Origin of the sequence: Pseudomonas sp. Z1-14 (genome assembly GCF_051132005.1) — a bacterium.
Lineage (GTDB): Bacteria > Pseudomonadota > Gammaproteobacteria > Pseudomonadales > Pseudomonadaceae > Aquipseudomonas.
Window position 1 is genome coordinate 2,913,612 of sequence record NZ_CP071646.1, and the last position, 23,364, is coordinate 2,936,975.

Consider the following 23,364-nt stretch of genomic DNA (forward strand, 5'->3'; position numbering starts at 1 on the left):
AATCAGGCAGTCAGCCGATACAAAGCCAGTGCGGGGTATTCTCGCGTTCAGCTGATGGCTTGTTTTTATGATTGAAGATGCTGGCAATGGCTCCTCCGTGATTTCCGGCGAGCGGCCAACCCGAAGTTTCACCCGCCGCACTTTCCCGGCCATCATGCTGTTGCTGTTCATCATGTCCGCTTTGGCCATCGCGGTGCTGCTCAACGTTACCCAGACCCAGGACGAGCAGGCCCGAGAACAAAGCGTGTTTTTTGCCCAGCGGGCCATCGAAGGCATGCGCACGGGCATCGGTCGTGATCTGAGCGACTACTCCAAATGGAGCGACGCTTATCGCCATCTGCACGTAAAGGTCGACAAAGACTGGGCCTACGACCAGGAAAATGTCGGCAGCAGCGTGTTTTCACTCTATGGCTACCAGGCCGTGTTCGTCATTTCTCCAGCCGGCAAGACGGTTTATTCGGTCATCGATGGCGAGATGAGCCAGGTGGCGGCCGACACGTGGTTGACAGGTGACCTGCGCGCACTCGCCAGCAAGGCCAGGGCGGCGGAAAACCGCGATGAAGTGATCGTCGAGCTGTTGCATCACAAGGACGCGCCCGCCTTCGTCGCCGTCTCGGCGATTACCACCGGCACCGACAACAGCGTGGCCGAAATTTCAGGGCCGCCCAGCCTGCTGTTATTTGTCAAAGTCCTGGACCGTGGCGCGCTGCAAAGCCTGTCACGGGACTTCGCCCTGCCCGACGCGCATATTGCCCGCACGCCAGGACCCAAGGACACCGCCCAGGTCTTGCTCAACGACCTGACCCGCGAAGCTTTGGCCTGGCGCCCGGCGACCCCCGGCAAGGACCTGCGCAAAGTGCTGCTGCCCTTGCTCGCGCTCGCATTGCTGTTTCTTGCCGTCATGGCCCTGGCGGTGTTGCGTCATGCGCTGATCATGCTCCGCGCCCAGGAGCAGCAATACGCCAGCCTCCTCGCCCACCGCAAGGCGTTGGAGCGCAGCGAAGAGCGCTTCCGGGACATCGCCGAGGTCTCGTCCGACTGGCTGTGGGAGGTCGACTCGAACGGAACATTGACCTATCTGTCGGAACGCTTCGAACAGGTCACGGGCTTCAACCCCAGCGAGTGGCTGGGCAAGCCGTTGCACCGACTGTTGCATCCACACAGCGGATCGGTCTCGATTTCCCATTGGCTGCTCGCCGGTGCCAACAGCGCCTCCTCTGCGCCGCTCCTTTGCGAATACACCGCGCGCAACCAGCGTATACGCACCTGCAAACTCTCGGTACGGGCCATTGAAGCCGGCGCCCTGGGTTTTCGTGGCACCGCCACCGACATTACCGAAGAGTTGCGGGCGCTGGCGCAGATCAAGCACCTGTCGCTGCACGACCCGCTGACCGGGCTGGCCAACCGCAACCGCCTGTTCGATTGCCTCAGCCAACACCTCGACCAGACGCGAGATACGCCACTGGCGATACTGAACCTGGACATGGACCGGTTCAAACCGGTCAACGACTCCCTGGGCCATGCCGTCGGCGACAAGGTGCTGAAGGAAGTTGCCCATATCCTGCAACAGAACGTGCGCGGCAGCGACCTGGTGGCGCGCCTGGGTGGCGATGAATTCGTCATCATCCTGCCGAACCCGGGCGGCGCTGGTGATCTCGACCAATTGTGCTCGCGCCTGATCGAATGCATGCAACGGCCCATGCACCTGGACGGCAATACGCTGTACCTGGGCGTGAGTATCGGGGTTGCCTGGTCGCAGCCCGGTGAGCAGCGTGCCGAGGAGCTGTTGCGCCAGGCCGACATCGCCCTGTACGCGGCCAAGGCCGCGGGACGCAATACCTGGCGCGTATACGAAGAGGCCATGGGCAATGTGGCCCGCGACCGTCGACGCTATGAGCAGCAGTTGCGCGATGCGATGCAGCAGGGCCAGCTCGAATTGCGTTACCTGCCCCGTTTCGATGTGGGCGCCGAGCAGCTGTATGGTTTTGAAGCACAGGCCTTCTGGCACCATCCTGAGCGCGGTGAGCTGGGCGGGATCGACTTCATCCCGGTCGCCGAAGCATCCGGCCAACTGGAGGACCTGGGCAGCTGGATGCTGATCAACGCCTGTGACGAGGCGATGAGTTGGCCCACCCCGCTCAATGTCTCCATCGCTGTTTCGCCTCGCTGGTTCAGCAGCAGTTTCCTGTTCAATCAGGTGCACAAGGCTCTGGAAACAAGCGGCCTGCCCGCCCAACGGCTGACCCTGGAAGTGGCCGAAGGCGTCCTGCTGACTGACCATAAAACGCTCGCCAGAACCCTTCATGCTTTAAAGGCGCTGGGCGTGCGGATCAATATCGACAAGTTCGGCACCAACATAGCGTCCCTCCGGGAAGTGCTTGACCAGCCATTCGACGGCATCCGCTTCGATCGTAATATCCTGGCGCAACTGGGCCTGGAACATGACCAGGAAGGCGTGCTGGCAATGATTCGGTTGAGTCGCAGCGTCGGGTTGATGGTGACGGCCGAAGGTATCGAGAACGCCGTGCAGTTCAGCCAATTGCGCAGCGTGGCTTGCGATCATGTGCAAGGCCCGTATTTCGGCGCAGCCCTGGCCCGCTCGGAAATGGCCTCATTCTTTACCACGCCTCGCTGGCTATAACATTTGTAATGCCTCTGTGGGAGCGAGCCTGCTCGCGAAGACGGCGGCACATTCAATGCTCATGCAAACTGACCCAGCGCTTTCGCGAGCAAGCTCGCTCCCACCTTGGTCTCCAGTGTTTATTGCATCTACATTCGCAACACTGCGCCCCCTGTGGGAGCGAGCTTGCTCGCGATGGCGGCGGCACATTCACTGCTGATGCAAACTGACCCACCGCTTTCGCGAGCAGGCTCGCTCCCACCTTGGTCTCCGGTGTTTATTGCATCTACATACTCAACAAAGCCCCTGTGGGAGCGAGCCTGCTCGCGAAGGCGGTCTGACGGCCGCCGCATGAATAGCCGCTTAACCCCCGGGGCTCTGGCGAAAGCTCACCGCGAGGCGGTTCCAGCTGTTGATGGTGCTGATCGCGAGGGTCAGGTCGACCAGTTCTTCTTCGCTGAAACTGGCGCGGGCCAGGGCGTAGACGTCGTCTGGCACTTGGCTTTCGGCCAGCAGCGTGACGGCTTCGGTCCAGGCCAGGGCAGCTCGTTCGCGCGGGTTGAAAAACCCGCTGTCGCGCCACACCGCCACCGCGTAGAGGCGCCGCTCGGTCTCGCCCTGGCGACGGGCATCCACCGAGTGCATGTCGGTACAGAACGCGCAGCCGTTGAGCTGCGAGGCGCGGATCCTGATCAGATGCAATAACCCCGGTTCTATACTCAGCCGGCTGGTCAGCGCCTCCAGGCCAATCATGGCCCTCATCGCCGCGGGGGACGCACTGTAGTAATCCAGACGCGGGCTCATGGCGGGCTCCGTAGTGATCGATGAATCCACGGTAGGTCGTCGAGGCCGCGCGTGACAGGTCCAATCCGCCGAAAAACGTCCACGCAACTTCTCCGCCACAGCGCATTGCGAGTAATCTCGCGTTCTCCCCTTGCCGCAAACGATCACCCAGGAGCCCGCGGGTATGGAACTTCATGTCGTCATCAACGGCCGCAAGGACCTGACGGGCCAGTTGTACCGACAACTTCGCAGCGCCATCGAAAGTGGTCGCCTGGCGGCCGGCACGCAGCTGCCGCCCAGCCGTCTGCTGGCCGAGCAACTGGGCATCTCGCGCAAGACGGTCTCCGACACCTACGCCCATCTGACCTACGAAAACTTCCTCACCGGGGTCATTGGCAAGGGCACCTATGTCAATGCCCGACCGGCCAACATCTTGCGCAAGCAAAGCCACCGCGAGCTCGCCGGGGCGGACGTCGTCGAGACCTGGCGCAACATGCCGGACCTGCTGCGTCACCCGCTTGCCGAAAGTGCGTTGCGCTATGACTTCATCGGCGGCGCTACCGGCAAGGGCCAGTTTCCCCTGGATGACTGGCGCCGGTGTACGGCCCATGCCCTGCGTCAGATCGCCAACGCCAAGGGTTTCTACAGCCAGCCCGAAGGGTTGGCGGCGCTGCGCAATGCCATCGCCCGGCATATCGCGTTCTCTCGTGGGGTCAACTGCCAGGACGAGGACGTGGTGGTGTGCAACGGCGCGCAGCAGGCACTGGATCTGATTTCACGGGTGCTGACCCGCCCCGGCAGCCTGGTGGCCATGGAAGATCCCGGGTATCCGCCGGCACGCCTGCTGTTTGGTTCCCATGGCGCGACGGTGGCCGGGGTGCCGGTGGATGAGCAAGGCATGCGCGTGGACTTGATTCCCGACGGCACACGGCTGATCTACGTGACACCCTCCCACCAGTTCCCCTTGGGCATGCCCATGAGCCAGCCCCGGCGCGAGGCCTTGCTATCGCGGGCCTATGAACTGGGGGCGATCATCATCGAAGACGACTACGACAGTGAATTTCGCTATGAAGGCCGGCCCACCGACTCGCTGCAAAGCATGGATGAGCGCGGGATCGTCGCCTACGTCGGGACGTTCTCCAAGACCTTGTTGCCGGAGCTGCGGCTCGGTTATGCAATCCTGCCACCGGCGATCCTCGAAGCGGTGATCCTCGCCAAGCGCCTCACCGACCAGCACACCTCCACGCTGCCCCAATGGGCGCTGGCCAAATTCATCGCCGAGGGTTGCCTGCTCAAGCACATCCGCCGTTGCCACGCCCTGTACGCAGGCCGGCGCGAGCGAATCCTGGCCCGCATGGGCGCCGATCTGGCGCCTTGGTTCGAGGCCGTGCCGACCACCGCGGGTTTCCATATGGCGGTGTTGTGCAAGGTTCCAATCGACCTGCCTCTGGTGATCGAACTGGCGAAAAAAGCCGAGGTCGGGCTCTACAGCCTCGACGGTTTTTTTCATGCCGCACCGGTACGCTCTGGCCTGATGCTAGGCTTTGGCGCCATCGAACTGCTCGACATCGACGTCGCCCTCGACCGTTTGCGCGACATTCTCCAGCAGGTCGCCTGATCGATTGGACTGGGGATTTATCCGCCCATTGGCTGTTTTAGCCGGGTGCCGGCAGGCCTATTCTGCTTGGGTGTCATCACGTATCGGAAGCACTCCCGTTCGACTTGATTCAGGAGCCAGGACAATGTCTCGCCAAGTGATCAACACCGTACAGGTGCAAGCCGCCGCCGGACGCTCGGAAGAACTCGGCCGGCAGTTGCAGCAAATCGTCGAAACCCTGCGCGCCTTGCCAGGCTGCGATGCTTACATGGTCGATCGTTGCCCGGAGCACAACGACCGCTGGAACGTCAGCGCCCGCTGGCAATCGGAGGCGGCCATGCAGGCCCATTTCAATTGCCCCGAAGTCCAGGGTTTCATCAGCCTGATCGAAAGCCGCCTGGCTCGCAGCGTCGACTTCAACAGTTTTCCGCTGGTGTGAATCCCCTCTCCCTATGGCACTGAAAGCTTTCGTGGCGAGGGAGCTTGCTCCCGCTGGGTCGCGCAGCGGCCCCCAGCTTTTCGCGTTGTGCCAAAAACCTGGGCCTGCTTCGCAGTCCAGCGGGAGCAAGCTCCCTCGCCACGGGGGACCCTTCAACGTGAGGCACTCATTGGTCTACCTGTCTTCCGAAAGATTGGACGTTTTTCCACAACGCCTCGGGGCTTAGGGTGGAGCCATCGCCACAGCGCGAACCCACTCCCACCACAAAGGACCCGCCTCGATGAAAACCCTCTACTTGATCGCTGCCCTTGGCCTGCTTCCCGTCGCCCCGCTCTACGCTCATGAAACCGCGCCTTCGGAAAAAATCCAGGTGCTGCAAGAGAAACAGCTGAAAAACCTGCCCGACAAAAAAGCCATGATGCTGACCGTCGACTATGCGCCGGGCCAGTCTTCCATCGCCCACAAGCATGACGGCACGGCCATGGCCTATGTGCTTGAGGGCGCCATTACCTCCCAGGTCAAGGGCGAACCGGCGATCACCTACAAGGCCGGTGAGTTCTGGTACGAAGCCGCCGGCTCCGAGCACCTGGTGTCGAAGAACGCCAGCGCCACCCAACCGGCAAAGCTGCTGGTGTTCATGGTGATGGGCAAGGACGAAGCGGTGCTGATCCCGTTGAAAGACTGACCACCGCCGCGACTGTGCCGGGCTTTTGGCCCGGTGCATCTCAGGCGCCCTGGATGATGCCCTTGAGCACCGTCTTGAAACTCTCGAGTTGCTCATCGCTGAACTGGCCGAATACCTTGTCCTGCTGCTCCTTGGCAATCGCCCAGAGGCCTTCGGTTTCATCGATGCCCTTGGCGGTAAGGCGCACCCGATCGCCATCATCGGTGACCAGCCCCTTGCGTCGCAAATTGGCCACCGCCTCTTCGATCTCACGCACCGGCATCGCGACTTCGCGTTGCAGATCGGCCATGTTCAGGCCGGCGTCGTTCTCCAGCACCATCAACATCCGCGCCTCGCTGGTGCGCAGTCCGGTGGACAACTGGCGCGGCTGGTAACTGGCCTGGTAGGCCCGTAGAGCCTGGGTCATCAGGTAATACAGGTTATGGCTCAAGCGACCCTGGAAATGACTGCTCGGCGGCTGGCCTTCGCCGCGCTGGGTCATGCGCGTATGCGGCAGGACCATCGAATAGGCGCCCTGATGGTAGAGCAACGGCGAGCGCCCGAAATCATCGAACGCGACGACTTTGCCGATCATGATCCAATGATCACCGCCATCGACCTGCTGGAACTTCTCGCAATGAAAACGCGCCGAGCAGTCGACGAACACCGGCGCGCCCCCTTCGCCGGTCTCGAACTGGATTTCGGCGAAGCGGTCATCCTTGGGCCGGGCGAAGTTGTTCGACAGGTCGATCTGGTCGGCGGCCAGCACGTTGACGGCGAAATGGCTCGCGGCTTCGAATACACCGTGGCTGCTGGAACGCTTGTCGATGCTCCAGAGAATCAGCGGCGGGTCGAGGGATACCGAATTGAAGCTGTTGGCTGTCACGCCGACTTTGCGCCCATCCTCGGTCGCGGCGGTGACCACGGTCACGCCGGTGGCAAAGTTGCCCAGGGCCCGGCGGAACGCGCGGGTGTCGAAAGCAGTTTCACAGATATCGGACATGCAAGACTCCCGGCCGCCTCAGTCGACGGCCTCGATTGTTGTTATTGGAACCGGGGTTGCCGGGCAGACGATCAAACCATGCTGGGATCGGGCTCCAGGCCCATCAATTCCCGGCCCAGGATCTGCGCACAGACGTCATAGTCGGTGTAGGCATGGGCGCCGGTGAGGTGTGCGTCGCGAAATAGCCGTTGCAGTTCATTGGTTTCGAACCACGCGCCGCCGCCCGCGGCTTCCATCAGGCGATCCACCGCCTGGATGCACATCCTGGTCGCATAACCCTGGTTGGTCCGCCAGAACGCCAGGGTCTCGCGGCTCGGGTATTGATGCCGCTCGCTGTGCTCGGCGTGGTCTTCCCAGGTTTTTTCGAGGAAAGCCCGAGCCGCGGCCACCTGGTGGGTGGACTCGGCCAGGCGCATCAGCGCTGGCGTGGCGGCGCCGACCGCGGCACCGGTGTAGGCCCGCACGCGGGTCCGGGTCTTCTCACGAAAGACCTCCAGCATGCGCTCGGCGACGCCCAGGCTGACGGTGGAAAAGCCGCTGGCGAAATACGGACGATACGGCGCATAGAAAATCTTGCTGTCGGGGTACAGGCCAAAGCCGCCGGACTTGCCTTCCATCATGTCCTTGGCTTTCTGGATCCGGTGTTCCGGCACAAACGCGTTATTGATGATAAGGGTCTTGCTGCCGCTGCCGCGCATGCCGACCGCGTACCAGTCATCGCGGATCTCATAATCGCGACGAGGCAACACCGCAAAGCAATAATCCTGGGTGCCTTCGGCATTCTTTCGGCGGAAACCGACAATGGCCCATTCGGCGTGGTCGCAACCGCTGCTCCAGCCCATTTCGCCGCTGAACGTCACGCCGCCGTCGACTTCCTCGGTGCGGCCGAAAGGCGCGATGCTGCTGCTGGCGGTGGCGTCGGGGTCGTCACCCCAGACCTCCTCCTGGGTCTGGGCCGGAAACAATGCCAACTGATGACTGTGGGTGCACAACAGGCTCATGGCCCAGGCGGTGCTTGCGCAAGCGCCGGCCAGCAGGGCGATGCAAGCGGCGAACTGCGGCAAGGAAATCTCCATGCCACCGTATTTTTTCGGCTGGAAGGCCCGGTGCATGCCTATGCTCTTGAGCAGGGAAATGTTCTCGGCGGGAACGGTACGGTCCTTCTCGGCCTGGAAGGCGTTGGCGGCGATGGCCGGCAGGATTGGCTTGAGGTCTTCGAGCAGCGGGTTTGGCTTTTTCATGGACGGGCTCTTTTATTATCTGGCGTCTGCCGATCCCGCCTTTGCCCGGCGGCCTGACGGCTGCACAAACAGCGGGATCAATGATTAAGGCCGGTCCAGTATGGGTTCACCGGAGCCACTGAAAAATGCACCTTCCAGATCCAAGATTGTACTTTTCATGGTGCGCGATACCGCGATGGCGCGCTCGGTCAAATAACCGGCACGGATGATCAAGACAGCCGCCCCTGCCAGGCCCCTTAATAGAGCCATCCCTCGCAGCGCCTGGCTCAGGCCCTGCAAGCGGAGCTTTCCTTCACTTTGTCAGGTTGCGTCATGATCAATATCGAAACGCCCACCTATTACACGGCCACCAAGAAGTACAACCTCAGTTTTGCGACCCTGGAACAGGACGTGGAAGCCGACGTTGTGGTCATCGGTGGCGGTTTCTCCGGCATCAACACCGCGTTGGAGCTGGCGGAGAAAGGCATTATCAACATCGTGGTGCTGGAGGCGCGTTACCTGGGCTTCGGCGGCACCGGACGCAACGGGGGCCAGATCATGGCCGGCATTGGTCATGACCTGGAAAAGATCAGGAAGGACGTCGGTGAAGAGGGTCTGCGCCAGGTCTTCGAAATCAGCGACCTGGGCGCCGACATCATCAAGGACCGCATCGCCAAGTACGATATCGATGCGGACTTCTGCCATGGCTATGGCTACATGGGTTTCAACGCCCGCCAGGAAAAGACCCTGCGGGCCTGGGAAAAAGATTTCAAGTCGATCAACAGCAAGCACGAGATCCGCTTTCTCGGCGGCTCCGACGTCCAGCAGATCATTGGGTCCAACGCGTACGGCAGCGCATTGCTGCACATGGGCGGTGGGCATGTGCACTCGCTGAACCTGCTGTTGGGCGAAGCCAAGGCGCTCGTCAGCCACGGCGTGCGGATCTTCGAGAACAGCCCGGCGCTGGAGGTCAGTTATGGCGAACGCATCACCGTGCGCACCGGCCGTGGCTCGGTCAGGGCCAGCAAGCTGCTGTGGGCCTGCGACAGCTTCCTGAACAAGCTTGAACCGGAGCTGCATCGCTCGACCATCAACACCTACGCGTTCCAGATGATGACCGAGCCGCTGTCGGATGAGCTGATCCAGCGCATCAGCCCGATTCGCGGCGCCTACAGCGACATCCGGCCGGTGATCGACTACTACCGCGTCACCAACGAGAACCGCCTGCTGTTCGGCGCGGCAACCCCGTTGGTCGAGCATATCCCGCAAGATCTGAAGGCGTGGAACCGGCGCCTGATGCTGAAGATTTTCCCTTACCTGAAGGATGTGAAGATCGACCTGGCCTGGGGCGGCCCCATGGCGTGCAGTCCGAACCTGTTCCCCCAGGTCGGCACCCTGCCCGGTCGCAGCAATGCGTTTTTCGTCCAGGGCTACTCGGGTTTCGGCGTCACGCCGAGCCACATCATCTGCAAGGTGCTGGCCGAAGGCATGAGCGAAGGCTCGGCGCGCTACGACCTGGTCAGCTCGATCAACCGTCCGACCATCATCGGCAAGGACGCGATCCGTCCGCTATTGCTGACCGCCGGCAAGTCCTGGCATCAGTTGTCGGGTTATTGGAATGGTCGTCGTTGAGATGAGCCGCTGAACACAAACCCTGTGGCGAGGGGATTTATCCCCGCTTGGCTGCGAAGCAGCCATATATAAACAGTGCGGATGTCAGTTTTCAGGGCCGCTGCGCGCCCCAACGGGGATAAATCCCCTCGCCACACTTCGTTACTTTTTACTCGTCAGGAGATATCCCATGCCGCTTACCACCCTCGAAAAAAACATCCAACTGTCCGACCTGGACGCCTGGGGCACCGTTGCCGACCTCGGTTCGCAGATTCTCGAAGGCGAAGTCAAAGCCTTCGGCAAGATGACCTTCGGTGCGCCCACCGACCCGGTCAGCAGCGCCTACTTCGGCACCACACAAGGCAAGTTCCGCATGGTCTATCCGTTCGCCGAACAGGCCACCGTGGTCACTGGCGAAGTGGTCCTCACCGACGAAGCCACCGGCCAGAGCACCCGCTACAAGGCCGGCGACAGCTGGTTCGTGACCAAGGGCACGCCCGTCCTGTGGGAAGTGGTCAGCGAAAGTTTCGTGAAACACTACTTCGCGGTAGCCTGACCGATTCCGGCTGCCGGCCCCCGTCGGCAGCCTCCTGGCGGAGTCTGGAAAATGAATGTCATCGCTGCACAAGACATCGCAAGTCATTGCCTGAACGCCTTCACGCAACTCATTCCCGCCAGCCGGGCGGCGTTCTATCGCGTAGACCGGCATTTGCAGGCCTACGACTTCAGCTTGCACGGCATGAGTGGCGAGATGCACCAGGACTATCTCGACCATTACTGCGCGTTCGATCCGCTGCGCCCGCGAAACTGTCTCTCCAGTCCGAGCGTCGTCCCGCTGAGCCTGGCCATGGCCCGCCAACCGGTCCGCGACAATCATTGCTACCAGCGTTTCCTGCAGCGCTATGGCGTGGTGGATGTCGTGGAAGTGTTCGTCCACCGCGCCGGCCAGCCGCAAGCGGCGATTTCAATGCTGCGCACCGCCGAACAAGGCGCGTTCACCGGCCAGCAATTGAGCCAGCTCAGCGCGCTGCAAACGTTGCTGCACCTGGCGGTGGCCCAGTTGCCCAGCGCGGACGACGGTCTCAGCCAGCTAACGCCCAAGGAGCGGCAGATTGCGCTGTTGCTGCGCGAGGGCGCCAGTAACAAACAACTGGCCCGAGCACTCGGCATCGGCCTGCCGACAGTCAAGACCCACCTGATCAACCTGTTCCGCAAGACCGGCGTGAGCAATCGTACCGAGCTGGTCAGCAGCCTTTTCCTGTAACACCGAGCCTGTGGCACCGCCCCGTGGCGAGGGAGCTTGCTCCCGCTGGGCTGCGCAGCGGCCCCAGAAAAGGCGACTCGGTCTATTTGAAAAATCGCGATAACCGATTTCAGGACCGCTACGCGGCCCAGCGGGAGCAAGCTCCCTCGCCACAAGAGCTTTGCTCAACCCTTTGGTTGATAGGCCGACGCTCTGCCAGGCGCCATGATCCGAATGGCACATTCAACCACCGGAGCCTTGCAATGAGTACTTCTTCAGACTGGATCACCGTCGGCGCCCTGGCCGATGGCTTTGCCCCCGAAGCCTTCATCCTGCCGAACCTCGCCGACCTGGACGGCAAGACCTTTGCCCTGCACTTTGCCAATGGCTGGCAGATCGAACATCGCTTCGAACAGGACGCGCTGAGCTGGAAAGCAGCCGACGGGCATTCCACCGGCACCGCGCCGTATCGAGCCACGTCGGTGCGTCCGGGCCTGTACCTCGTCGACTTCATCAAGCGCGAAGATGGCCAGACGTGGTCGGTGAGCCTTGTGCTCGATACCGTCAGCGCCGCGTTCACCGCCGTGATCGGGCGCATGCCCGCCGAGGCGCAAACGCGCGAAGGCCTCTACAGTCGTGCATTGGCCGGCAAACCATTGACCTCGGTGGAAGTCGAGTTCCTCCACGGCACGCTGGATCGTCCATGGCAACCGGGCCTCTGCCCTCACGTACCGACGAGCGAACTGGTGGGGCTGCGCAACCTGTATCGCTACAGCCCGAGTGAAGTCTACGAACACATCTACCTCAACCAGCGGTTTTATTCCTGGCAGTGCCTCAAGGGCGTTGAACAAGGCCTGTGCGACACCGACCGCTGCGACACCTACAAGATTGCCGATCAGCTGTACCTGTTCGTCTGGCGGGAGAAAATCATCCCGACCCTGGGCCTGGTGCTGATCGACCTGCAGCAGCACCGTAGCGACGGCAAGATTTTCGGTTACGCCGGCGCATCCTTCGACGAGTTCTCGAACTTCCCGGTCAGCTCCTATTGCCAGGTGCTCAACCAGACGGAGTACCCCGATGCCTGAGCCAAGCACTGTGGTGATCACGGGTGCCGGCACCGGCATCGGTGCCGCTTGCGCCCGCCTGTACGCCGCCGAGGGCGCCAACCTGGTGCTGATCGGCCGGCGCCGCGAGCCGCTGGAGCAACTGTCAGAGGAAATCGGCGGCCTGGTATTGGTGGGCGACGCGGCGTGCCCGGCGACGTGGGACGGTTTCGTCGCACAGATACGCCAACGCTTTGGCCGACTTGACGTGCTGCTGGCTTGCGCCGGCGGGCTGGGCCAGGGCAGCGCCACCGACACCAGCCCGTCGGCGTGGGAAGCGGCGCTACGCAGCAACCTGGACAGCGCCTTTTACAGCGCTCGTGCCTGCCTGCCGCTGCTGATGGAGAGTGCCGGCAATATCGTGTTCGTCGCCTCCATCGCCTCCCTGGCAGCCGGACCGCAGGTCTGCGGCTACACCACCGCCAAACATGCGCTGCTCGGCCTCAATCGCTCGCTGGCGCGGGACTACGGACCACGCGGTGTGCGCGTCAACGCGGTTTGCCCTGGTTGGGTACGCACGCCGATGGCCGATGAAGAGATGCAGGCCTTGATGCAGCTTCACGGTGAGAATCTGCAACAGGCCTATGCCCGGGTCTGCGCCGATGTGCCATTGGGCAGGCCCGCCAGCGCCGAGGAAATCGCCCGGGTTTGTCGTTTCCTGGCCTCGCCGGATGCTTCGATCATCACCGGCGCGACGCTGGTGGCCGATGGCGGATCCAGCATCGTCGATGTGCCGACGCTGGCCTTCAGCCGAATGGAGCAAGCAAATGCCTGATGACCTGGATTTCTCCGGCAAGACGGTGCTGGTAACCGGCGGCTCGCAAGGCATCGGCCGGGCCATCGTTGAAGGGTTTGCCTGGCGTGGGGCGCGAGTGGTCATTGCCGACCTGGACCTGGCGGGGGCCGAGGCTGTAGCCAGCGACCTGCGCGCCAGCGGTTACCCGGTGGAAGCCATGGGCGTCGACCTGGCCGACGCCACGGCCATTACGCAAATGATCGCCGAGCTGGGACAACGCACCGGCAGGCTGGATGTGCTGGTGCACAACGCCGGCTATTTCCCCCTGACGCCCTTCGCCGAAATCACGCCAGCGGTGCTGGAGCGAACGCTGGCGGTGAATCTGTCAGCGTTGTTCTGGCTGACCCAGGCCGCACTGCCGATGTTCCGTCGCCAGGGTCAGGGCTGCGTGCTGGTGACCTCTTCGGTGACCGGCCCGCGCGTAGCCTACCCGGGCCTCAGCCACTATGCGGCGTCCAAGGCCGGGGTCAACGGCTTCATCCGCAATGCGGCGTTGGAGCTGGCGACGGAGAATATCCGCGTCAATGGTGTCGAGCCGGGGATGATCGCAACACCAGCCATGGCCAACCTGGGGGACGCCCAAGTCAACCACGACATCGCCCGCCGAGTACCGCTGGGGCGACTCGGCAAACCGTCGGACATCGCCGGAGCCATGCTGTTCCTGGCCTCGGACCTGGCCGCCTACATTACCGGCCAGACCCTGATCGTCGATGGCGGCTCGACGTTGCCTGAGGTTTGAGCCCTGTTCGCGATAGCGGTGGGTCAGCTGGCATCGTTGCTGAATTAACCGCCGCCTTCGCGAGCAGGCTCGCTCCCACGCTGTTTTGTGTTGATCACCTGATCCGGAGTCAACCCGGTCACCTGTGGGAGCTTGCTCGCGAAGGGGTCGGCACATCCAGCATCTTCATCGACTGTGACTCCGCCTTCGCGAGCAGGCTCGCTCCCACACTGTTTTGTGCTGATCACCAGATCCGGAGTCAACCCGGTCATCTGTGGGAGTGAGCCTGCTCGCGAAGGCGATGGGTCAGGCCACCCCCTGCGCCTGCTGCAACTGGCTGGAGCGGAACGCCTTGGGCGACTGTTCGAATTGTTTCTTGAACGAACGGCTGAAGTGCGCCGAATCGGTGAAGCCCCATTTGTAGGCAATCGAGGTGATCGACTCGTCCCGCAAGAAAGGATTGGCCAGGTCATCGGCGCTGCGCTTGAGGCGGGCGCGCTGGATGTAGCGGCACACGCTGTCATCCTGCTCTTCGAACAAGCGGTACAGGTGTCGCACCGAGATGTTCAAGCGGTTGGCCAGGCCGACCGGGCTGAGACCGGGTTGGGTCAGGCATTCATCAATGACTTTCTGTACGTAGCTGCGCAGATGACTGCCTTGCAACCCGACGCTGTCGCCGCACAGGTCGGTTTGATGCTCCAGCGCCGATCCCAACAGCGAGACAAAGGCGTTTTGCAGGGCTTCGCCCTCCCCGGCGCTGCTTTCGCCGTCCGGGGTGTCCTTGCAGAGCTGGTCCACCAATACGTGCAGCATTCTTCCGCAAGCCTTGCTTGAAGAAATCTTGCCGAAGGTCTTGCTGTCGCCGCCCAGTCGTCTGGCGACGTCGCGCCGAGATAACGACAACACGGCATGCTCGATCAGGCCGAACGGGCTGATTTCAAGGGAACCCACCGAATCCATCAGCAACAGCTCGCCGGGAGCCAGCTGGATGCTCGTGCCATTTTGGGTGATACGCGAATAACCGCTGCGCTGGCTGACCAGGAAACAGTCCTGGTCATCATCGTGATCCGGTTTGCATAGCTGGCGCCTGATGGAAACGGCATTGGTGCGCAGGTTGGCGAGCGAGAGGCCGCCGCGCTGAAAGGTCGACACTTCGCCAATGAACAGCGCGCGATTGAAGGCCAGCTCCGTCTCGAAATGGCCGCATGTCGCGCGCAGGTCCCGATTCCAGGTGTCCAGCCCGCCTTGCCCAGCCTGTTGCATGCTCATGGCGCTCTCCACAATGGCTTATTGTTTTTGTGCGGCAATAGTTAACATGTTATCTAAATGCACGCAACAAGTACCTGATCGCCAGAGCAGTAGCAGGAATGATGCCAGGCAAAACGAAAACTCAGAACGTCAAGAGTACCCTCCGCAGCCCACCCAGCGTTGCGAACAAGGCATCGCGCTGCAACGGGCTCAGCGCGATGTAGCGGCGGAACGCGGGCATCCGGTTGACCACCTCGCTGCCGCCCACATGCTCCAGTCGCACAGACCATTGCCGGCCTTGCAGCTCGATGTCCAGGCGCTTGAAGTCCAGCGGCATCAGGGCGGCGTAAAGCGCACGATCACCTTCGATGGCCGTCCGCAGCCGGACCGACAACGCGTCACCTCCCTTCAACTGGCGGCAACGAATGCCGCTGCGCCGAATGGCTCCGCCATGGTGCAATTGCAGGCGCGCATTGCCCTCTCTCGACGCAGGCACGTGGAACACGAACTCGGTTGTTACCACATGCATCAACAACTGCGACTCGGTGCGTTCGACGATCTCCAGTTGAAGGCCGCCATCGTCGGTGACCACCGTCGCCGCCCCCGCCATCGACACCTCAAACCGCGCCAGTGCAAGGTTGCGTCGCAAGTGCTCCAGCGTTACCCCAGGTCGATAACCGGCCGGGGCGCGACGGGCACTGAACAGCTCAGACAGCTTTTGCAGCAGGCTCGATAAACTCGCCGACAGGTTGCCCTGGCTCATGGGAAAACTCCTTGGCCAGCACGTCTTCGACGGTCGCCGGCTTGAATGGATTGACCTTCTGCACCACCAGGGTCCAGAACAGGGCGTAGGCCGCGGTACCGCCAAGCATCACGGCGAAAGGCACATAAATGTCCGCCGGACTCATGCCCGGCGGCGTGATGAACCACATGCCCAGGACGATGCCGACGCTGGACAGGATCTGTGGCAGCGGGAAAAACGGCGAGCGGTAGGCCCGGGGCAAATCGGGACGGCGGACGCGCAGGCTGATCACCGAAATCGTCACCAGCAGATAGGCAAAACTCCAGGCGCACACCGCCGCCAGTACCAGATGCATGATGTTATCGGTGTTACCGCCGAGCCACAGCGCATGCAGGCAAGGGATCAGCATCGCCACCAGGATGCACAGCAACGGCGTCTTGAAACGGGGATGCAGGTAGGTGAAGACCTTGGGCAGCGCGCCATCCACCGCCATGCCGTAGAGAATGCGCGGCACCCCGGCCATCAGCGTATTGATGGTCGCGGCGCCGGCAAACAAGAAGCCGATCCCCAGCCACATCGGCCCGATGTCGCCCATGACCTGCTCGGCGAAGCGCGGAATCGCCATGGGCGTGTCCAGCAGGTGAACCCCGCTGGCGGCATCGAGCAGCACGTTTTCCACCTGGCGCTTCATCGCTGCGCCATAGATGAACATGCAGGCCGCGACGCTGAACAGGCCCAGCATCATTGCCCTCGGCATGGTCCTGGCCGACTGGCGCAGGTCCGGCGCCAGTGGCGTGACGAATTCGCATCCGACGAACATGAACATTGCCATGCCCACCAGCGACAGCACCGTGACCAGGTCGGTTCCGACCACGGACGCGCCGAACCAGCCCTCGAGTTCTACCGCCGGCGCGGCGATCAGCCCCAACACGCCGAACACCATCAGGGTCGTCCACATGCCGAAGGTCAGGATGATTTCGGCCCGGCCGAAAGCACTGACGCCGAATGCGTTGAGTACACCAAACACCACCACGAAACCCACGCCCAGCAGCCAGGAACCACCGGCCGATTCGACCAGGGTATTGAGGTGTTCGAAATTCACCAGGGCCATGACCCCGGCCAGGATGGTTTCCGCCGTTCCGGCAAAGACATGGACGATCAGGTACGCCGACAAAGTGCCGGTAATCGCGAAGAAGCGCCCCATGCCGCAGTTGATGTAATCGTAGACCGAGCCGGTGGTCGGCAAGATCGATGCGGCTTCGGCGAACGTCGTTGCCTGGGCCAGCATCATCACCACCGCGATCAGCATCGCCATGGCGAAGGCGCTGCCACCGATGCCGAACCCCATGGTGGCGGTCAGGATGACCGGGCTGGCCATGATCAGGCCAATGGTGCTGGCCAACGCAGTGGGAAAACCCACCGTACCCCGGTTCAGATGCTCGGTGAGCCTGTCATTGATCGACATGGTGCGGATCCTCGAAAAACGGACTTTTAGTATGGGTGCTACCGCCGTCCGGGCACTGGCGTTCAAGCCTTCCCCAGCCAGTCCCTGATTAAAACGGCGTTGCGTGCAGGATCACTGTGCGCCGCCCTCGCCCCGAGCGTCTTGCCCATGCCTGCCGCCGGTCTTGTAGCTGCCTGCCACTGCCACAGCCCTGGCGGCCAGGATCAATACCTTGGCAGGCTGGTGAAAGACTTCGCAGCCCAGGCTCTCCCTAATGCGCGCTCCGCTGTCCTATCGCACTGGGGAAAACACCATGGAGCACACTCGTCAATCACGCCTGCCACGCCAGGCCATCGGCCTGGGTATCGCCCTGCTGGCGGCAGGCTCATCGGCCCAGGCCTTCGAGCTTTATGCCGACGATGACACCACCGTCACCGGCAACTTCCTCGCGGTCTACGGTCTGTTCAACAGCCGCAATAACTACGACGGCAGCGCCGGCGGTTCGAGCTGGCGCGAAGGTTTCATCAAGTATGGCCTGAGTATCGAGCAGACACTCGACGGCCGCGGGAACCTCTACGGGACCGCCAACCTGGTCAGCTCCGGCACCTGGGGCGATGGCGATGCGGCGGGCCTGAGCGACGGCTCAGAACGCACCACGAAATTCGATGAGGCCTTCGCCGGTTGGCGCTCCGGCGATCTGTTCCCGCTGTTGGGCAAGGATGGCGTCGACCTGTCCTTCGGTCGCCAGGTGATTACCCTTGGCGACGGTTTCATCATCAACGACGACGGCCTGAACGTCGGCAAGGGCGTGGCCGATGGCGAACTCAATCGCGGCGGCGCCTATTACCTCGCCGCCCGGCACGCCTTCGACAAGACCGCCGTGCTGCGCCTGGGCGGCAAGGACGGCGTTCACGGGAATCTGTTGTGGTTCAAGTCCGACAATCGCGCCCAGGCCAACACCGAGATGGCCGCCGGCACCCTGGAATACACCGCAGCACCCGGCACCCTCGGGCTGACCTACATCCACGGCATCGATGTAGATGAGCACTACGCCAGTGACTTCCAGAAACAACGCGACGGCATGGACATCTACAGCCTGCGCGGCGCGGGCGATGCCGGTATCGAAAATGCGCACTTCTCCTTCGAATACGCCTGGCAAGACAAGGACGCCGGTCCTCAGAAAGCCTGGTACACCGAAGCCGGTTATACCTTCGCCGAGCTACCCTGGAGCCCCGACCTGACCTATCGCTACAGCCGTTATTCGAAAAACTGGGACTCGATGTTCACCGGCACGAACCGAGGTTATGGCACCTGGTTCCAAGGCGAAGTGGCGGGCAATTACGCCGGCCCGTTCAACAGCAACACGGCCATCCAGCACGTCGGCCTCAAGCTCAAGCCAACCGAGACCGTGACGATCGGCGCATTGTTTTTCGACTACAAGACCTTGCACACCGCTCAAGCGCTGAATCTCGACGGTCGTGAGCTGGACCTGTACGTCGAGTGGGTAGCCAATGAGCACCTGATCATCACGCCGCTGCTGGGCCTGTACAAGCCAGAGAAAGACGCCAGCAACGGAGGCAACCAGGTGGGCGGCAACGGCACCAATGTGTACAGCCAGTTAGTGGTGGCGGTTCCGTTCTGAGCGTCAGCCCCGGGATTGGCAGCCACAGACATGCGACGCGGCAGCCACGGTCAAGCCCGCCCGGCCTCCCAAGGGTTAGTCTCGGGGCTTTCCCTTGCCTGCGAACAGGAACTTCCCATGAGCGATATTGCCCTGCTGCCTGAGGTCCAAGCCTTCCTTGGCCGGCACCACGCGCTGTTCATCGACGGTGCTTATGTCGAAAGCCAGAGCCGACAGACCCTGGACGTGATCAACCCGGCCACGGGCCAGGTCATCGCCCAGGTCTGCGACGCCGGTCCTGGCGATATCGATGCGGCGGTCGAGTCGTCCCGGCGCGGTTTCAAGCAATGGTCTCAGGCTGCCCCGGCGGTCCGCGGGCATGTATTGCTGAAACTGGCGGACCTGATGGAGCAACACCGCGAGGAGCTGGCACAGATCGAAACCTGCCAATCCGGCAAGATCATCCATATCTCCCGAGCCTTCGAAGTCGACCAGGCTGCGCACTTCTTGCGTTACTACGCCGGCTGGGCGACCAAGATCAGCGGCCAGACCATCACCCCGTCGCTGCCCTCCTTCGCCGGCGAACGCTACACGGCGTTCACCCTGCGCGAACCGGTGGGCGTGGTGGTCGGCATCGTGCCGTGGAATTTTTCGACGATGATCGCCATCTGGAAACTCGCCTCGGCGTTGGTGACCGGTTGCAGCATTATCATCAAGCCCAGCGAGTTCACTCCGCTGACTATCCTGCGCATCGCTGAACTGGCCATGGAAGCGGGCCTGCCGGCAGGCGCGTTGAACGTGGTGACGGGTAGCGGTCTGGTGGGCAAGGGCTTGATCGAGCATCCAGGCACCAACAAGGTGTCGTTCACCGGCTCGGTGCCTACCGGCATCGCCGTGGGCCAGGCGGCGATAGGCGCCGGACTGACCCGGGCGACACTGGAACTGGGTGGCAAAAACGCTGCGGGATTCCTGCCAGATGTGGACCCCGAGGTGGCGGTCAATGGCATCATCGAGGCAGGTTTCCTGCACTCCGGGCAGATTTGCGCGGCGGCCGAGCGGTTCTTTGTCCACCGCTCGCAGATCGAACCGATCATGCGCAAGCTCGCCGAACGCCTGAGTCAGCTCAGCATCGGCTCGCCGCTGGATGAAGCCACGCAATTCGGTCCGGTGACCAACCGTCAGCATCAGCAGAAACTCGGCGAGTATTTCGCCAGGGCGCGGGCACAGAACAACACGATTGTTCACGGCGGCAAGCTGATCGACAGGCCTGGCTGCTATGTCGAGCCGACCATCATCCTCGCCAATCATCGAGATGATGCGCTGCTCAATGAAGAAACCTTCGGCCCGATCGCTACCTTCCTGCCCTACGACACCGAGGAGGAACTGCTCGACCTGATGAACGACTCGCCCTACGGGCTGAGCGCCAGCCTTTGGACCAACGACCTGGGCAAGGCCCTGCGCATGGTGCCCGCCATTGAAGCCGGCACCGTCTGGGTGAACATGCACACCCTGCTCGACCCCGCCGTGCCATTCGGCGGGAGCAAGTCTTCGGGTATCGGCAGGGAGTTCGGCAGCGCGTTCATCGATGACTACACCGAGCTGAAGTCGGTGATGATTCGGTATTGAGTATGTTGGGCACCGGATAGAATCCGGCGCCCACCAGACGCATATACCCGTGGCGAGGGAGCTTGCTCCCGCTCGGTTGCGTAGCGACCGCAAGCTTGGGCCTGCTGCGCAGTCCAGCGGGAGCAAGCTCCCTCGCCACGGTAGATTTTGCGTCAGGTTTTTATCCGGTGAGCATTGACCGGCGGTACACGCCCGCGCCACGGCTGGGCGCGTTCCAGTTGGGCGGCCAGGGCCAGCAAGGTGCTTTCTTCGCCGAACCGCCCGGCAAAATGCGCGCCCAGCGGCAGGCCGTTTGCGCTCCAGGACAACGGTACCGACATCGCCGGTTGCCCGCTGGCGTTGAACAGCGCCGTGAACGGCGAGTAGCTGTGGAATCGCTCGATGAGCGCTTCAAGGCTCATGCAGACGTCCTCGACATTGAGCTCGCCAATCATCACCGGTTCGCGGGTCAGGACCGGAGAAAGGATCACGTCGTAATCCTGCATGAACACCGCCAACTGGCGGCCCAGCGCATGAATCCATTCCACCGCGCCGACGTACTGGGCGCCGCTGACATTGCCTTTGTCCCGCAGGATGATCCGGGTGCGCACTTCCAGTTCCTCCGCCTGCACCGCAGACCCACGCATCTGGCCCAGCAGGTCGACGTAACGGCGCGTGCTTGCGCCAATGATGGTGAAAACCTGATCATAAAAATCAGGCAGCACCACCGGCAGTTTCACCGGTTCGACGCGGTGGCCCAAGGCTTCACACAACCTGGCGGCCTCGTTCACCGCCTGCACGCTTTGCTGGGAGGTTGCCCAGGGGCCGAGCTGTTCGACCAAGGCAATACGCAACGGCTTCGGATCACGCAGCAGCGCCGTCACATAAGGCTGGACCTGGACCGGTGCGGCATACGGCGCTCCCAAGTCGATTCCGGCGGTGGCGTCCAGCAGCGCGGCGCTGTCACGCACCGACAAGGTGATAACGTGGGGCGTGCCCATTCCTGCCCAGCCCTCGCCCATTATCGGACCTGACGGCATCAGGCCGCGGCTGGGCTTGAAGCCGAACACCCCACAGCAGGACGCCGGCACCCGCAACGAACCGCCGCCATCGTTGCCATGGGCGAACGGCACCACCCGGGCCGCCACCAGCGCCGCCGCGCCACCGCTGGAGCCGCCCGCGCTGCGCTCGGTGTTCCAAGGGTTTCGCGTGGCGCCAAAACGTGTCGATTCGGTGGAATAGGACGTGCCAAACTCAGGCGAAGTGCTGGTGCCCATCATCACGCATCCGGCCTGTCTCAGGCGTGTCACCACTTCCGATTCGAAGTCTGCGCGGCACGTCCCCAGCGAACGGGAGCCGTTGGTCATCGCTGCCCCCTGGACCGGCGAAAACAAATCCTTGATCAAGGTTGGAACGCCCGCCAACAGTCCCTGCCGAACTTGCGGTCCACACGCCGCCTCCCGCGCCGACTCGTACAGCCGTTCCGCCACGGCATTGAGCTGTGGCTCGACCTGTTCCAGACGTTCGATGCCCGCCTCCAGCAGTTCGCCGGGCTGGACCTCGCCACGCCTGACCCACTCGGCCAGTGCAACGGCGTCTTGGGTGTCCATCAATTGATGTATGTCTTGCAGACTCATGGTTCAGACTCCTTGTTTCATGACGATTGACGTGATCCGGCGACGTTCGCCCGGCCGTGGCCACGCGTGCGCAAACCGACGGCCACCCATAGCAGCGCCGCCGCAAGACTGGCGAAGGCCAGCCATTGGATCGATTGACGAAGGTCCCCGGTAAATACACCGACGGCAGCCACCACCAACGGGCTGATGAACTGGCCGAAATAGAGAAACGAGGTGAAGCCGCCCAGGCCCCGCCCGCGGGTGCTGGCGGTCAAGGCGTTCATTACCGGCGCCATTACGTTCGGCACCAGCAGCCCGGCACCCAGCCCCTGGACGAATACGGCCAGCAGCACCGCGTTGTAGCTTTGCGCTCGAACCAGCAGGCACAGCCCAAGCCCCATCAACGCCAGCAACAGGGCGTTGCAACCGGCGATGCCGAAGCGGCGGCGCAGCAACGGCCAGGTCAACGAGCCGACGAGGGTTGCCAACAGGCTCAACCCTGCCGCCAGGCCGATCAGGGTGCTGGAGGTCACGCCAAGGCTGACCAGCAACGTCGGCGCCTGGATCGGCATGACAATGGTCAGGACCATGCCGCAAACAATCATCAGATAGCCAACCAGCAGTTGCGGCACCGCGACCTTGGTCGGTGCCGACTCATCGAGGCGCTCGGCCGTTTGCAGCTTGCTCACCGGCGGTTCCCACAAGACTTTCATCATGGCCGGCACCAACAACAACGGCAGCAGGTAAAGAAGGAACGGCGAGCGCCACGAGTGCTCTCCAAGCGCTCCACCGACGACAAAAAACAGCGCCCCCACCAGGCCGATGGTCACCACTTGGCGGTTGACGTAGCGCAAGCGTTCCTCGCCATGCCAATAGTCGGCAATCAAAGTCGCGCAGCAGGTCATCACCGCCGCCTCCGCGCAGCCAAACAGCAAGCGCGCGCTGACAATCGCCGGCAAGTTGTCGAGCAGCGCCGGCAACGCGCCGAGCACCGCGTAGAGCAAGGTGGCGATCACCAACAACGCCTTGCGCCCTACCCGGTCGGCCAACCAGCCGGCCAACGGCGCGCAGAGGGCAATCGCCAGGGCCGGCCCGGTGATTGCCAGCGGTACCAACAAATCGGCGCGAGGCTCGACGGGGCCGAACTCGGCGGCCAGCTTGGGAAGAATCGGCGTGACCATTACCGAGCCCATGATGGTCAGGCTGCTGCCGAGCATCAGCACCAACCCTTCACGCCGGCCAACTGCCTGACGCGGCGACGCCGTTGAAATGGAATTTGATGAGTTCATGA

At 62.5% G+C, this 23,364-nt stretch carries 20 protein-coding genes; 12 read left to right on the plus strand and 8 right to left on the minus strand.

The window, feature by feature from the left end:
* Nucleotides 1-67 precede the first annotated feature (67 nt).
* Nucleotides 68-2,641, plus strand: a complete 2,574-nt coding sequence (locus J3P89_RS13195; protein ID WP_434697812.1) for a bifunctional diguanylate cyclase/phosphodiesterase — start codon at nucleotides 68-70, stop codon at nucleotides 2,639-2,641.
* A 342-nt stretch (nucleotides 2,642-2,983) separates the two neighbouring features.
* On the opposite strand, the gene J3P89_RS13200 is transcribed toward J3P89_RS13195, so the two are convergent.
* The gene (locus J3P89_RS13200) at nucleotides 2,984-3,424 is read right to left on the minus strand and encodes a carboxymuconolactone decarboxylase family protein (protein ID WP_434697813.1); all 441 of its coding nucleotides are present in this window, start codon (nucleotides 3,422-3,424) and stop codon (nucleotides 2,984-2,986) included.
* Nucleotides 3,425-3,587: 163 nt separating this feature from the next.
* Here J3P89_RS13200 and J3P89_RS13205 point away from each other — a divergent pair, with 163 nt between their 5' ends.
* The 3 genes from J3P89_RS13205 (at nucleotide 3,588) to J3P89_RS13215 (ending at nucleotide 6,124) form a co-directional block, all read left to right on the plus strand.
* Nucleotides 3,588-5,021, plus strand: coding sequence for a PLP-dependent aminotransferase family protein (locus J3P89_RS13205; RefSeq protein ID WP_434697814.1), 1,434 nt, complete (start codon nucleotides 3,588-3,590; stop codon nucleotides 5,019-5,021).
* A gap of 124 nt (nucleotides 5,022-5,145) precedes the next feature.
* Nucleotides 5,146-5,439: a putative quinol monooxygenase gene (locus tag J3P89_RS13210; protein WP_305494768.1), complete on the plus strand. Its 294-nt coding sequence runs from the start codon at nucleotides 5,146-5,148 to the stop codon at nucleotides 5,437-5,439.
* A 280-nt stretch (nucleotides 5,440-5,719) separates the two neighbouring features.
* The gene (locus tag J3P89_RS13215) at nucleotides 5,720-6,124 is read left to right on the plus strand and encodes a cupin domain-containing protein (protein WP_434697815.1); all 405 of its coding nucleotides are present in this window, start codon (nucleotides 5,720-5,722) and stop codon (nucleotides 6,122-6,124) included.
* Between the two features lie 40 nt (nucleotides 6,125-6,164).
* On the opposite strand, the gene J3P89_RS13220 is transcribed toward J3P89_RS13215, so the two are convergent.
* Together J3P89_RS13220 and J3P89_RS13225 are read right to left on the minus strand one after the other, a co-directional pair.
* Nucleotides 6,165-7,106, minus strand: coding sequence for a p-hydroxyphenylacetate 3-hydroxylase reductase component (locus J3P89_RS13220; RefSeq protein ID WP_434697816.1), 942 nt, complete (start codon nucleotides 7,104-7,106; stop codon nucleotides 6,165-6,167).
* Between the two features lie 71 nt (nucleotides 7,107-7,177).
* Nucleotides 7,178-8,347: a p-hydroxyphenylacetate 3-hydroxylase oxygenase component gene (locus J3P89_RS13225; protein WP_434697817.1), complete on the minus strand. Its 1,170-nt coding sequence runs from the start codon at nucleotides 8,345-8,347 to the stop codon at nucleotides 7,178-7,180.
* A 312-nt stretch (nucleotides 8,348-8,659) separates the two neighbouring features.
* Between J3P89_RS13225 and J3P89_RS13230 the strand changes: the two genes are divergently transcribed.
* The 6 genes from J3P89_RS13230 (at nucleotide 8,660) to J3P89_RS13255 (ending at nucleotide 13,818) form a co-directional block, all read left to right on the plus strand.
* The gene (locus J3P89_RS13230) at nucleotides 8,660-9,958 is read left to right on the plus strand and encodes an NAD(P)/FAD-dependent oxidoreductase (RefSeq protein ID WP_434697818.1); all 1,299 of its coding nucleotides are present in this window, start codon (nucleotides 8,660-8,662) and stop codon (nucleotides 9,956-9,958) included.
* Nucleotides 9,959-10,127: 169 nt separating this feature from the next.
* On the plus strand, nucleotides 10,128-10,493 hold the full coding sequence (locus J3P89_RS13235) for a cupin domain-containing protein (RefSeq protein WP_305494777.1): 366 nt from the start codon (nucleotides 10,128-10,130) through the stop codon (nucleotides 10,491-10,493).
* A 51-nt stretch (nucleotides 10,494-10,544) separates the two neighbouring features.
* Nucleotides 10,545-11,201 (plus strand): response regulator transcription factor, encoded by a 657-nt coding sequence (locus J3P89_RS13240; protein WP_434697819.1) that lies wholly within the window; start codon nucleotides 10,545-10,547, stop codon nucleotides 11,199-11,201.
* Between the two features lie 242 nt (nucleotides 11,202-11,443).
* Nucleotides 11,444-12,265: a molybdenum cofactor biosynthesis F family protein gene (locus J3P89_RS13245; RefSeq protein ID WP_434697820.1), complete on the plus strand. Its 822-nt coding sequence runs from the start codon at nucleotides 11,444-11,446 to the stop codon at nucleotides 12,263-12,265.
* A complete protein-coding gene (locus tag J3P89_RS13250; RefSeq protein ID WP_434697821.1) occupies nucleotides 12,258-13,058 on the plus strand; it encodes an SDR family NAD(P)-dependent oxidoreductase in 801 nt (266 codons plus the stop codon). Before J3P89_RS13245 ends, J3P89_RS13250 begins: the two co-directional genes overlap by 8 nt.
* The gene (locus tag J3P89_RS13255) at nucleotides 13,051-13,818 is read left to right on the plus strand and encodes an SDR family oxidoreductase (RefSeq protein WP_434697822.1); all 768 of its coding nucleotides are present in this window, start codon (nucleotides 13,051-13,053) and stop codon (nucleotides 13,816-13,818) included. The genes J3P89_RS13250 and J3P89_RS13255 overlap by 8 nt, the downstream gene beginning before the upstream one ends.
* A 285-nt stretch (nucleotides 13,819-14,103) precedes the next feature.
* Here the strand turns inward: J3P89_RS13255 and feaR are convergent, their stop codons facing one another.
* The 3 genes from feaR to J3P89_RS13270 all read right to left on the minus strand — a co-directional run bounded on the left by feaR (nucleotide 14,104) and on the right by J3P89_RS13270 (nucleotide 17,252).
* Complete coding sequence (feaR, locus tag J3P89_RS13260; RefSeq protein WP_434697823.1) at nucleotides 14,104-15,066, minus strand: transcriptional regulator FeaR; 963 nt, start codon at nucleotides 15,064-15,066, stop codon at nucleotides 14,104-14,106.
* Between the two features lie 121 nt (nucleotides 15,067-15,187).
* Complete coding sequence (locus J3P89_RS13265) at nucleotides 15,188-15,808, minus strand: DUF3156 family protein (RefSeq protein WP_434697824.1); 621 nt, start codon at nucleotides 15,806-15,808, stop codon at nucleotides 15,188-15,190.
* Complete coding sequence (locus J3P89_RS13270; RefSeq protein WP_434697825.1) at nucleotides 15,753-17,252, minus strand: APC family permease; 1,500 nt, start codon at nucleotides 17,250-17,252, stop codon at nucleotides 15,753-15,755. Before J3P89_RS13270 ends, J3P89_RS13265 begins: the two co-directional genes overlap by 56 nt.
* 292 nt (nucleotides 17,253-17,544) lie before the next feature.
* Between J3P89_RS13270 and J3P89_RS13275 the strand changes: the two genes are divergently transcribed.
* On the plus strand, nucleotides 17,545-18,873 hold the full coding sequence (locus J3P89_RS13275) for an alginate export family protein (RefSeq protein WP_434697826.1): 1,329 nt from the start codon (nucleotides 17,545-17,547) through the stop codon (nucleotides 18,871-18,873).
* A 117-nt stretch (nucleotides 18,874-18,990) separates the two neighbouring features.
* Nucleotides 18,991-20,478, plus strand: a complete 1,488-nt coding sequence (locus tag J3P89_RS13280; protein ID WP_434697827.1) for an aldehyde dehydrogenase family protein — start codon at nucleotides 18,991-18,993, stop codon at nucleotides 20,476-20,478.
* Between the two features lie 152 nt (nucleotides 20,479-20,630).
* Here J3P89_RS13280 and J3P89_RS13285 read toward each other — a convergent pair whose 3' ends face one another.
* Both J3P89_RS13285 and J3P89_RS13290 read right to left on the minus strand, forming a co-directional pair.
* Nucleotides 20,631-22,094 (minus strand): amidase, encoded by a 1,464-nt coding sequence (locus tag J3P89_RS13285; protein ID WP_434697828.1) that lies wholly within the window; start codon nucleotides 22,092-22,094, stop codon nucleotides 20,631-20,633.
* A gap of 17 nt (nucleotides 22,095-22,111) precedes the next feature.
* Nucleotides 22,112-23,362, minus strand: a complete 1,251-nt coding sequence (locus tag J3P89_RS13290; RefSeq protein ID WP_434697829.1) for an MFS transporter — start codon at nucleotides 23,360-23,362, stop codon at nucleotides 22,112-22,114.
* Nucleotides 23,363-23,364 lie beyond the last annotated feature (2 nt).